This window comes from Paenibacillus sp. L3-i20 (assembly GCF_022180385.2).
GTDB lineage: Bacteria > Bacillota > Bacilli > Paenibacillales > Paenibacillaceae > Pristimantibacillus.
Genome location: NZ_BQME02000001.1, coordinates 1,803,133 through 1,815,291 on the forward strand (window position 1 = coordinate 1,803,133; position 12,159 = coordinate 1,815,291).

At 40.6% G+C, this 12,159-nt stretch carries 8 protein-coding genes; all 8 read left to right on the forward strand.

Annotation, left to right across the window (positions count from 1 at the left end; genetic code table 11):
* Positions 1-35: 35 nt before the first annotated feature.
* The 8 genes from MFF31_RS08520 to MFF31_RS08555 all read left to right on the forward strand — a co-directional run bounded on the left by MFF31_RS08520 (position 36) and on the right by MFF31_RS08555 (position 12,102).
* Entirely contained in the window at positions 36-2,309 is a 2,274-nt protein-coding gene (locus tag MFF31_RS08520) for a helix-turn-helix transcriptional regulator (protein WP_238187605.1), read from the forward strand.
* 142 nt (positions 2,310-2,451) lie between these two features.
* The gene (locus tag MFF31_RS08525; RefSeq protein WP_238187606.1) at positions 2,452-5,217 is read left to right on the forward strand and encodes a glycoside hydrolase family 3 N-terminal domain-containing protein; all 2,766 of its coding nucleotides are present in this window, start codon (positions 2,452-2,454) and stop codon (positions 5,215-5,217) included.
* Positions 5,218-5,242: 25 nt separating this feature from the next.
* Positions 5,243-7,582 (forward strand): glycoside hydrolase family 3 C-terminal domain-containing protein, encoded by a 2,340-nt coding sequence (locus tag MFF31_RS08530; protein WP_238187607.1) that lies wholly within the window; start codon positions 5,243-5,245, stop codon positions 7,580-7,582.
* Positions 7,583-7,835: 253 nt separating this feature from the next.
* Positions 7,836-8,351, forward strand: coding sequence for a hypothetical protein (locus MFF31_RS08535; protein WP_248565428.1), 516 nt, complete (start codon positions 7,836-7,838; stop codon positions 8,349-8,351).
* 232 nt (positions 8,352-8,583) lie between these two features.
* Entirely contained in the window at positions 8,584-9,036 is a 453-nt protein-coding gene (locus MFF31_RS08540) for a helix-turn-helix domain-containing protein (protein WP_238188531.1), read from the forward strand.
* A gap of 167 nt (positions 9,037-9,203) precedes the next feature.
* Positions 9,204-9,680 carry a DUF2975 domain-containing protein gene (locus MFF31_RS08545; protein WP_238188532.1) on the forward strand — a complete coding sequence of 159 codons (477 nt, stop codon included), beginning with the start codon at positions 9,204-9,206 and terminating at the stop codon, positions 9,678-9,680.
* Positions 9,681-9,689: 9 nt separating this feature from the next.
* The gene (locus tag MFF31_RS08550; protein WP_238187609.1) at positions 9,690-9,908 is read left to right on the forward strand and encodes a helix-turn-helix domain-containing protein; all 219 of its coding nucleotides are present in this window, start codon (positions 9,690-9,692) and stop codon (positions 9,906-9,908) included.
* Between the two features lie 583 nt (positions 9,909-10,491).
* On the forward strand, positions 10,492-12,102 hold the full coding sequence (locus tag MFF31_RS08555) for an S-layer homology domain-containing protein (RefSeq protein ID WP_238187610.1): 1,611 nt from the start codon (positions 10,492-10,494) through the stop codon (positions 12,100-12,102).
* Positions 12,103-12,159 lie beyond the last annotated feature (57 nt).

Sequence of the window (12,159 nt, forward strand, 5' to 3'; positions counted from 1 at the left end):
ACATAGATTTTTGCATCGGAAGAGGTGATGGTTTGATGTTGAATACGAAGAAAAGTGGAACTGATCATGTCGTACTGGCCTCCATCGAAAAAATTGAAGAAGTCGATTTTCTGCTTATGACGCAGTTAACGGTATGGTTTGTTCTTACTGGTTATCTGGAAATTATGCGGAACGGCTCGGATATTTTGATGCGGACTGGCGACATTTTTGTTTTGAATAAAGGTGACATTGTTCGTGTGATTGGCAGTGAAGATAATGCGACACTCACAGTAAAGTTTCTGACCAATGAGTATCAAGAGGAGTTCCCGCCATTTAAGCTAAACATTCCACTATCGATGGTGTACAAAAAAGATGGTTATGAGCTCGTTAAAAATGATATGGCGTATTTGTATGTAGAAATGATTTATCGGGGGGACGGTTCCGAATATATCATTGAAGGATATGCAAAACGATTAATCGGGTTGTTATACCGATATCTTGGATCAGTAGACGAACTGGAGCAAGCACACGCTGCTTCTGACAAGGTGAAAGAAATTGTATCGCATATTAATGCCAATTATGCCGAGAAACTCAGCTTGGATGAGATTGCAGAACACTTTTATAGCAGCAAATACTACCTGGCGCATTCTTTTAAAAATCAGTTAGGCATTTCAATCGGAAACTACATCAAAGAAGTACGATTGTTTCATAGCTTGCGAATGCTGGAAAGTACGAACGACAAGATTGTCACGATTGCTTTACTGAGTGGTTTTCCCAATGTACGCTCCTTTAACGAGGCATTTAGATTGAGATATAAGCTAACACCGGCTGAATTTCGTGAAGAGCGTCAAGTGAGAGTGGTTCAGAATCATGATGATGGGGGACTGCCTCAAGATGTATTAGCGCTGCTATCTCCTTATGTGTCTATAGGCGATTTACCAGCTGTTGCACCTGTAGTTCCTGATCGCATCGAGGTTCAGATTGATTTGCATAAAACGATCGGCAAACATTCAAAGGCCAATCATGTACTGAAAGTAAAAGGCGAACTTAAGGATGAGCGTTTGTTGGAAGTGCGTGAGCGACTTGGAGTGAAATGGGTATCAGTTGCCCATATAATTAAAGGGATCAATATAGAGTTGAGTGAGGGCAAGCTAGTTTGTTCATTTAGAGAGTTGGATCGCGTGTTGCAGCAGATTGTGTCTGCTGGCATGTCTCCTTATCTCCAATTCCAATTCATCGATTATGATGATTGGCTGGAGCGGGGATTTCCGAACAAGGAATGGTTTCAGAACGTAATGACTGAAATACATCTCCATTTCCAGCAAAATTATAGGACAAGCCAAGATTGGATGTACGAGTTCCGCTGTTACTATGAACTGCAAAATGGCGGGGAGTTATGCCTGCCGCTAGTGAATGCCATATCGATCTTTAAGGGATATAAGAACATTGTCATTCATTTCCCCATGTCGCCTGAAGATGCGGTGTCGCTCGATTTGGATTGCCACAGGGCTGTTTATTGCATTGATGATAGGACGCGTATGCGCAAGATCCCACTTGAGGCTGCACTTGATCAACTATTTGACGAAGCCTACATTCGGGTCATTAGTGAAAATACGAATATGAAAGCCCAAGATCTTATTTTGGACCGAATGCTGGTTTATGAACACGATGATTATTTACATGCTTATTCGGATCTAGCGCATGCAAATGCAAATATATGGCAATACATAAGCCTAATGAATCAAAACGAAATTGCGAACCACTACTTTCCTCCGTTGTCGCTCGATACGGCTAAGTTGTTTGAATATTTTCCAGATGAGCTGGCGAGTAAGTTGTCATTATGTACATTGGATGGCCGTTACAAGGACAATTGGTACGCAACAGAGTTCGTGAGTCGCTTGTTTGACGAGCTTGTCTTCCAAAATGATTCATGTATCGTAACAAAACAACAAGATAATTACCGTATTTTGACCGTTTATCCAGAGGAAGAGGTTCATCAGATTATCAATCAAAAAAATGAACAAACGGAATTAGCTTGGCATAAGGCGAAAAGTCCACATATTTCTGTAAAGCTGGAACTAGAAAATGTGGAAGGCACGTATCGATTGATCAAGCAACGATTAACACCTGAGCAGGTAGATCAACGATTGGACTTAGCTGAATTAAGGAAATGCAAAAAGTTGTCTTTTGAAGATATTGCATATTGGAATGCAATCAATCGACCTTCGAGAAGCATCGAACACCTGAAAATAAAGGGAACCCATATACTTGACTTCGAAGTTCCGATATTCGGAATCGTTATGATTGACCTTGAAAAAACGAATGATTAATGCTAAATGTTGCTCTTCTGATTTTGTGAAAAATCGGATGAACGCAATATTTAGCTTTTTTTTCGGCAAGATCCTCATAGTTAAAATGTAAGCGCTGTATTACACTTGAAAAAAACGAAAGTCGAAACCGGAGGGGATCGCCGTGTTGAACTATTTTAAAGCGAAACAAGCAAGAAAAAAAGAAATCGTGCAGAAAGTAAAAGAAGATAAAGCGAAGCTGCGAGCGCGCAAACAAGCAATTATGGCTATGCCTGAAGCGGAACGCAAAGCTGCGATAGAAAAGGAAAAACAGTTTTTAAAAGAGCAAAAGCAACAAACAAAAATGGAATTGAAAGCGTTGAGCCGTAAAGATCGTAGAGCTATAAAAAAGGAAGCAAAACGATACAAAAAAATTAAAAATAGACCAAGGCGTTTTGCGGGCTGGTCGATTGTGGCGGTTATTGCCGTTATGTTGTTCGTGCAATTTGGACCAATCGCTTCTGGTCTGATCGATGCTTTGACAGGAAAACATATTACAGCGGTAACAGATACACCTGAGGGAATTGCAGCACGTGAACGTGGTGGAAAGGTAGCAGAAGAAATTGCAAATGAAGGCATTGTTCTATTGAAGAATGAAGATAAACAACTGCCATTGCAGGATAAAAAAGTTAACGTCTTCGGCGTAGCGGCATTGGAGCTTCGTTATGGAGGCGGCGGATCGGGTGCGGGCGATACTTCTCGCGCGATTGATCTATTCAAAGGTTTGGAGAATGCCGGCATTGCTTACAATACGGAGCTTCATGATCTGTACCAAAAAGTTGGAGCAGAAGCAGGAGTGGGCGCCGAAGCAAAAACAGGCATCATTCAAGTTGTAAAAGGCATGTTAGGCAAAAACTCAAGCGATGAGCCAAAAATCGATTATTTGACGGACGAAGCGATAGCGCAATCGAAAGCTTATTCGGAAAATGCGGTAATTGTTATTGCAAGTGAGAGCACAGAAGCTAGCGATGCGACTGCTGAACAATTGGAATTGACAGCAAACAAACGCGCTTTAATTGAGAAAGTTTCAAAAAGCTTTGAAAATGTGACGATTGTTGTTAATGCAGGGAATGCGCTGGAACTAGGTTTTGTGGAAGAATTCGAATCCATTAAATCTGTATTGTGGATTGGAACGCCTGGTCCTTACGGGGCTAATGCATTAGGCAACATTCTTGCAGGTAACATCAATCCATCGGGTCGTATTACAGATACGTATGTGTATGACAATTCATCGTCTCCAGCAAGTGAAAATTTCGGAGACTACAAATACGATAATTTGAAGTATTCATTCCTTAATTATGAGGAAGGTATCTATGTCGGCTACCGTTTCTATGAAACCTTCTATTTGAACGACGAAGTAGGTTATCAAAAAACAGTGTTATATCCTTACGGACATGGATTAAGCTACACCGACTTTGAATGGAAAGTTCTAAATCAGAAATTGTCGGATGAGAAAATTGAGCTTCAAGTTGAAGTGAAAAATGTTGGCGATAGAGCCGGCAAAGATGTTGTTCAAGTTTATTATTCCGCTCCTTATATTGCAGGCGGTATTGAAAAATCGGCAATTGAAATGGCAACCTATGCAAAAACATCGTTGCTTGAAGCTGGTCAATCCGAAGTGCTTACCCTTTCGTTTGCTACCGAAGAGATGGCTTCATATGATATGAACGTTGAAGAAGCATATGTATTAGATCCTGGTACCTATACGATTAAAGTGGCTCGCAACGTCCATGATATCGTATCTAGCCATGACCTTGAACTAACAGAGAAAAAGGTATTTAGAGAAGATAAGGATACAAAAACAGCTTACGAAAATCGCTTTGATCTAGCACAAGGCGAAATCGTATATTTGTCCCGTGATGATTGGAAGTCGACGTACCCTTCTGATGAAAATATTAGTCATGTAGCACCAGATTATGTACTTGATGCTTTCTCGAAAAAACCGGAACCTTCAAAGCAGGAAATGCCAACGCTTGGTGCTGATAACGGCATCGTATTAGAGGATTTGAAAGGCTTGGCGGTTGATGATCCGAAATGGGATGCTTTCATGGATCAGTTTACATTGGATGAAATGATTGATTATGTAGCTAACGGTGCGTATCGCACGATGTCAGTAGATCGTTTGGGCGTACCGAAAACGTTATTAATGGACGGACCGGCTGGATTTAGTTACTTCTTTAAGCCAGTCGTAGCAGCATCATATCCTTCTGAGATCGTCATTGCATCAACTTGGAACAATGAGCTGGCGTATCGAATGGGAGAAGCAGTTGGTAAAGAAGCACGTGCTTACGGCATTCAAGGCTGGTATGCACCGGGTATGAATATTCACCGTACGGCACAAGGCGGCCGTAACTTCGAATACTTCTCTGAAGATCCAGTACTTTCAGGAAAAATGGCAGCATCTATGATAAATGGTGCGGAAGATCAAGGCATTATTGCCTTCATGAAGCACTTTGCACTAAATGATCAAGAAACGAATGCTCGTTCAGGTAATCTGATCTGGGCTAACGAACAAGCGATTCGCGAACTTTATTTGAAGCCGTTTGAAATTACAGTTAAAGAAAGCAGTCCGCTAGGCGCAATGTCCAGCTTCTCGATCATCGGAACGAAGTGGGCGGGAGCGAATTCAGTCTTATTGAATGATATTTTGCGTAAAGAATGGGGCTTCGACGGATTTGTTTCAAGTGATGCAGTGTTTGGCTTTATGAAAGCACCGGATGCGGTTGTAGCTGGCAATGACATCATGCTCGATATTATGACGCCAAGTAAAAACGAAAAATTGTTGCATAAAGCATACAAACAAGATCCTTCAGGTATTGCAAACGGAGTTCGTACAAGTGTTCAACATGTGTTGTACACGATCCTGCAAACCTACTTGTTCGAAAAGTAAGTGAATGAATGCGGGGTGAAAAGAAATGAAGCATAAAGCATTAATCGAAAGGTTGACGTTAGAGGAAAAAGCAGCGCTAATGTCTGGAGCGAATTTCTGGAATACAAAAGCGATTGAACGAGTAAATATTCCAAGCATTATGCTGACAGATGGACCGCATGGCCTTAGAAAACAAGGCGGAAGGGCAGACCATTTAGGCTTAAATAAAAGTCTGCCTGCCACTTGCTTCCCGACCGCGGCAACTTTGGCTAATAGTTGGGACAGAGGATTAATTTATGATGTCGGCCAAACGATTGGAATGGAAGCAGCCAGCGAAAAGGTGAGCGTATTGCTTGGTCCTGGATTAAACATTAAACGGAACCCATTATGTGGACGCAACTTTGAATATTTTTCTGAGGACCCTTATTTAACGGGTGAATTAGCGAGTGAGATGGTGAAAGGCATACAAGCTAATGGCATATCTGCCTGCCCGAAACATTTTGCTGTTAACAGCCAAGAGCATATGCGAATGACGATTGATGAAGTTGTAGATGAACGCTCGTTAAGAGAGCTCTATTTAGAAGGTTTCAGACGTGTCGTGGAGAAAGGGCAACCGAAATCTATCATGACCTCCTACAACAAAGTGAACGGCACGTTTGCCAACGAAAACAACCATTTGCTACAGGATATTTTGTATGGAGAATGGGGCTTCGATGGTGTTGTCGTTACTGACTGGGGTGGCAATAATGATCGTGTTGCAGGGCTGAAAGCAGGCAACCAATTGGAGATGCCTTCGACTAACGGGATTACGGATAAAGAGATTGTTCAAGCTGTTAAAAGCAAAGAACTAGCCGAAGAAGTACTGGATGAAGCTGTTGATCGTCTGCTTGAGCTAGTCTTTGCTACCCAACTTCACGATCGTGAGCCGTCGTATGTTGATTACGAGGATCATCATAATAAGGCAATTGCTGCTGCCCAGCGTTCTATTGTGCTATTGAAAAATGACGATCAAGTACTGCCGCTAGCGCGGGATAAGAAAATTGCAATTATTGGCGATTTTGCTCAAAACCCTCGTTACCAAGGTGCTGGAAGCTCGCTTATTAATCCTGCGAAGTTGTCCAATGCATGCGACGTACTTAGTCGGTCTGGCTTGCCGGTTGTTGGATATGCAAAAGGCTTCAAACGAATGGGCGGCAATGATAATGGACTGGTAAGGGAAGCTGTTGCGTTAGCTACGCAAGCCGATACCGTTCTGTTGTTCTTGGGGCTGGATGAAGGAAGCGAAGCGGAAGGTGTTGACCGTATTAACCTTAGCCTGCGTGAAAACCAGCTCGACCTGCTTCGTTCACTCACGAAAGTTAATTCCAACATCATAGTCATTCTTGCTGGCGGTGGCGCCATTGAGATGCCGTTTGTACACGATATAAAAGCGATTGTTCATACCTACTTGTCTGGACAAGGAAGCGCCGAAGCGTTAACAAATGTTTTGCTTGGGGCATACAACCCGAGCGGTAAGCTAAGTGAAACATTCCCAATTAGCTATGGTGATGTTTCTTCTGCTCCATATTATCCGGGTAAAGAGGCAACTGCGGAGCATATTGAAGGTATTTTTATCGGCTACCGTTATTTTGATACTGTGGAGAAACCAGTGTTGTTCCCGTTTGGTTATGGATTGTCCTATACAACCTTTGCATATTCAGATCTAACAGCTGATCAGCATCAGGCTTCGTTTACGATAACCAATACTGGTGCAGTTGCAGGCGAAGAAGTTGCTCAGCTATACATCCATAAACAAGATTCGGCAATTTTTAGAGCTAAACGAGAACTGAAAGGTTTCGAAAAGGTGTTCCTACAGCCGGGCGAAAGCAAACGTATCACAATTAGTTTGGAGAAACGTGATTTCTCCTATTATAATCCGACCATTAACGAGTGGGCGGTTGAACCTGGCGCTTACGACATTCAAATCGGAAGTTCAATCCGGTCTATTCATCTAAATGAAAAGGTTACGCTCGAAGGGGATACTGTTTCTTGTGAACATACGAAGGAACGATTCCCGCATTATTTCAGCGGACATGTTCATGAAGTAACGGCAGTAGAATATAAGCGTTTATTGGGCTACGAACCACCGGCGCGATATTGGGATCCGAAACAGGATCTTGGGCTAAACGATACCATTGCTCAGGCTAGATATAAGAATCTGCTAGGGAAAACAATCTATCACGTCGTATATTTCTTTAAGAAGTTTTTTGACGCAGTCAATAAACCGCTGCTAGCGAATAATGTCTACTTCGTTCTTAATATGCCCTTCCGTCAAATCGACCGTTTTACCGGCGGGAAAATTAGTCGAAAGCAAATTTTGAAAGTGTTGAAGTGGATAAATCGATAATGAATCGTCAAGTTATTGTTAGCGTTCGTATCATACAGCACCGGTAAAATAAATACAAAATAAAGGAGGGTGTCCCAAGCTCGATAGGCTTTTGGGGCACCCTCCTTCTAGTTTGCTGACGTGGCGGTAGATAAAGGAGATGTAGAAATACGATGAATACGGTAAACATTAAAGAGAATACAGGGATGCTAGGTTTTTGAAATAACTATAAGGAGCGACATCCTGGTATTGCACAGTTTTTAGTTTTTTTATATTGAGCGCTGGAATAACGGTATTACAGCTTGTCCTAATGCCTTTGATTAAACTTATATTCGCACAGACATCACTGCTGACGATAGGTTTTCAAGTTTTTCAGTTGGGACATAACTTTGATGGAAGCGTTTATTATGTATTCGATTATGCAGCGGGTTCACTTGCATCAGGAGGTGGAGGAGGTCTTGGTTATTTCCTTGCTGTTCAAATCACAATCGGAATTGCACGGATCATTAACTTTTTCGCGCAAAGAAATGTGACATTCAAATCAAACAGCAATATTTGGACAGCTGCTTTTTGGTATGTATTAGCGTACATTGTTATAACATTTGGTGCCGCCGCAGCTCAGGGCTTTTACAAAGCTCCTATCTATAACTTGTTCATCAACACATGGGGAATGGGCTCATTTGGAGAAACAACTGCCGACATTATTACAATGATTATAACGAGTACCATTTCATTCGGGGTATTTTACCCAATATTTAAACTTATTTTCAAACAAGAGGCTGCGAAATAGGGCTAGTATAAATAAAAAATTGGCAGTAGAAAAAACGAAGCAATCTTAGCGGCAGTGTGGCCAAATGACGAATCAATATGAAGTATAAGATAACTGGACAATATATAGAGTATGTAAAGCTCTCGGTTGTTGGCAACGTTAGGTTGCGGGGCCTCGCAACTAAAGCGATCTTTACTTTTGTATGCGGCTAAGCCATTATTGGTTTGTAAGTTGCAGAAAGGAAGTGATTGCTATCATTTTTGGAGAAAAGTTAAAAAAGGAAAGAAACAATAAAGGCTGGTCACAAGAAGAACTGGCGGAGAAGCTGTTTGTGAGCAGACAATCGGTATCGAAATGGGAGAACGGTCAAAACTATCCCAGTATAGAGATCCTTATTAAATTGAGCGATCTATTTGAAGTAACTATAGATGAGCTTTTAAGAAGTGATGAGAATTTAACAAATAAGGTGATAAAAGATAGCAAGAAGTTAGCTTATCCGAGACTAAAGTTATTTTTTGATGTGTTCTTATTAGTTGGACTTGCGTTATTAGTTATAAAACTCGGCGTTCTCCTTCTAAACAAAGTGACAGTGTTGGACATTACCTTGTATGGAGGGAAGTTTTTTTGGAACTTTGGACCTTTAATTATCGGTCTCGTTTCTGGGATTGGGTCTGGAATTCTTAAAGAAAAATATAAAGAAAATTAGATGAAACAGCGTATGTCTTGCCTTACAGATGATAAGGGAAATCTTATTATCGGTAGGGCGTTTTTTGTGAATTTACCGAAATTACTATAATAACAACAAAAATATATTGTAAAACGATAAATTTAATGATATATTCAACTTGAAAATAGTTAAGTGAGGTGCGTATGATGGAACGAGGGACAACACTTTTTTTGAAGGCAACAGTTATTTTGATTGGAATACCGATTCTAGCATTGTGTATATTTGGTTTACCGCTCTTAGCTAAAGAAGCGCCAGAACAGTTTCCGGCTTATTGGTTGTATTTAGCGATTGCAGCTACATATTTAGCGGCGATACCGTATTTCGTTGCATTGTATCAGGCGTTCAAATTGCTAACCTATATAGACAAAAATAATGCATTTTCGGAATTGTCAGTATCGGCTTTAAAGAATATCAAATATTGTGCAAGTGTAATTAGTATCTTATTTGTAGCAGTTATGCCGTTCTTATATCTAATTGCGGAAATAGATGATGCGCCAGGAGTTATTGTTCTCGGATTGATCATTATTTTTGCTTCCATGGTCATTGCAGTTTTTGCTGCTGTTCTTCAAAAGCTATTAAAAAATGCCATAGATATAAAATCCGAAAATGATTTAACAGTCTGAGGTGATGACATGGGGATAATAATTAACATTGATGTGATGTTAGCAAAGAGGAAAATGAGCGTTACTGAGCTTTCGGAGAGAATCGGTATTACGATGGCTAATCTTTCTATATTGAAAAATGGGAAGGCAAAAGCGATTCGTTTATCTACTTTAGAAGCGATTTGTAAAGCGTTAGACTGTCAACCGGGAGATATTTTGGAATACAGAAATGACGAAGATGCGCAGTGATTTGTGATATGAAATATCAATTCAAATGCAGCCCCTGTAGGCTCTGCTAATAAGTATACGATAACTGGGCAATAACTCTAACTAATAAAGGGGCTGTCCCAAAACAATTTTGCATGCTAGAACAAACGGAGTAAGACATATGCTGGAGAAGCGATAGCGTTCGCCTTTGTATCCGAATTCCAACTATAACCCCTTTATTGAAGGAATTTGGATACATCAGCGATCGGAAGCATATGATTTGCGCAGTTTAAACGATAGCCATGCATGCTTTTGAGACAGCCTCTATATTCCGTTCTATGCAATCATGGTAGTTTTAAGTAATTACCTTCCATGCTTCAACAACATAGCAAAACTACCAATCAATAATCCCCAAATCGCATTAGTCACAAACATGCGTATGATTGCAATTAAATTAGCCACTCGTTTGATCAGGACGATAATAAGCCTGTCATGTTCTATTTCCGTAAGATTCTCTGTTACAGTCCATTCATCAAAGAGATGTTAACGACTCTACCAATATTTTGACGATGATTAAAGATTATATCTTTGATATGATTCCTGAGTTAGTATCAGGAGGGATCATGTGAAAGTTTTGGTCGGTAGATTACTTATAATGACGGTCGCTATTATTTTTGCAGTAAGCAGTTTTTTTCCATATATTTCGGTTGCTAAAACGTCGCCCTTTGACGATATAAGCAAAAGTTATGCCAAAAATGAAATCATAAACTTATATAATAAAAACATATTAACGGGTACATCAGCAACTAGTTTCTCTCCTAACAGATCGGTAACGAGAGCTGAATTTATTACGATACTAGACCGTTTGTTGGGACTAGAACCAGTAGCAAGTCCAGTAACTCCCTATACCGATGTGAAGCAGAATGACTGGTATTATGGCTTTGTACAAGCAGCTGTTCAGCTAGAGCTTGCTAAAGGCAAGTCGACTACGACTTTTGCACCGGAGAAATCAGTTACACGTCAGGAAGCGGCTGTATGGATGGCAAGGGCATTGAAACAGTCAGGCAATAAGCCTATCGCAAGTACTGTGTTCAAAGATGGAAGTCGAATTGCTGATTGGGCGAGCGCATCCGTTGCCGCAGCTCATAAGTTGGGATTAATAAAAGGCGATAAGACAGGCAATTTTAGACCAACTGCTCCTATTTCAAGGCAGGAAACAGCAGTTCTAATAGATAGAGTGTTACAAAAAGAGAAATGGGCTGCGGAGCTTCAGGCAAAGCCGAAAAAACGGATCGTTCTCGGATGGCAATATGGTCAAACGACGGCACAATACCAGAATAATATTTTGGAATCAAATGTAAATACGTTGTCTCCACGATGGTATTTCATGGATAAAAACGGTGACGTAACCGATAATACCGATACAGCGCTTATTTCGTGGGCGAAAAAAAATAACAAGCAGGTTTGGGCGATGGTCGGAAACCGATTTGACCAAGACGCTACACACCAAGTCTTATCCAATACAATGGCTAGAAACAAATTGGTTAATCAATTAGCAGAAATCGTGAGACAATACGGTTTACAGGGGCTTAATATTGATTTTGAAAACGTGGCTCCAAAAGATCGTCAATCATTTACAGCGTTTATTACTGCATTAGCCCAAAAACTGCATGCCCAAGGTGCAGTTCTGTCGGTAGATGTTTCCCCTGATCTCGATACCGATTGGACGGATGCATTCGATTATGCTGCACTTGGCAAACAAGCTGATTATATGGTGATGATGGGATACGACGAGCATTACGGGGAACTGTCCGGTGCAGGCTCTAATGCTTCGTTGCCTTATGTTACAAACGCTATAAATAAACTTCTTAAAGTTGTACCAAGCAATAAAATTATACTTGTATTGCCTTTCTACAATCGGGACTGGACTTTGAAGCCGAATGGTGCTGTATCATCGTCGGAATTTATTACGCTCACGAGACAAAATGAGATGATAGACACTTTTTCTCTTAAGCCCATATGGAATGAAAAATTAGGACAATATGTTGCTAGCTATAATAAACAGTATATGAAACATACGATCTGGTTTGAGGAAGGTCGATCATTAATAGCCAAGTATCATTTAATTGCAAACAAAAAATTAGCTGGAACGGCTTATTGGTACATTGGTGGAGAAAGTAAAGATGTATGGTCAAGCATACGTAACGCAGAGAAATATTACGATTATTCTTTCTGAATACAGTATTCTAATTAAGTAGTTTATAACGAGATTATTCGAGAATAGGCCAACCTT

Excerpts from the sequence above, each read along its gene's own strand:
- MFF31_RS08520 (WP_238187605.1), top strand. The coding sequence starts at position 36 with ATGTTGAATACGAAGAAAAGTGGAACTGATCATGTCGTACTGGCCTCC.
- MFF31_RS08530 (WP_238187607.1), top strand. The coding sequence starts at position 5,243 with ATGAAGCATAAAGCATTAATCGAAAGGTTGACGTTAGAGGAAAAAGCA.
- MFF31_RS08545 (WP_238188532.1), top strand. The coding sequence starts at position 9,204 with ATGGAACGAGGGACAACACTTTTTTTGAAGGCAACAGTTATTTTGATT.
- MFF31_RS08550 (WP_238187609.1), top strand. The coding sequence starts at position 9,690 with ATGGGGATAATAATTAACATTGATGTGATGTTAGCAAAGAGGAAAATG.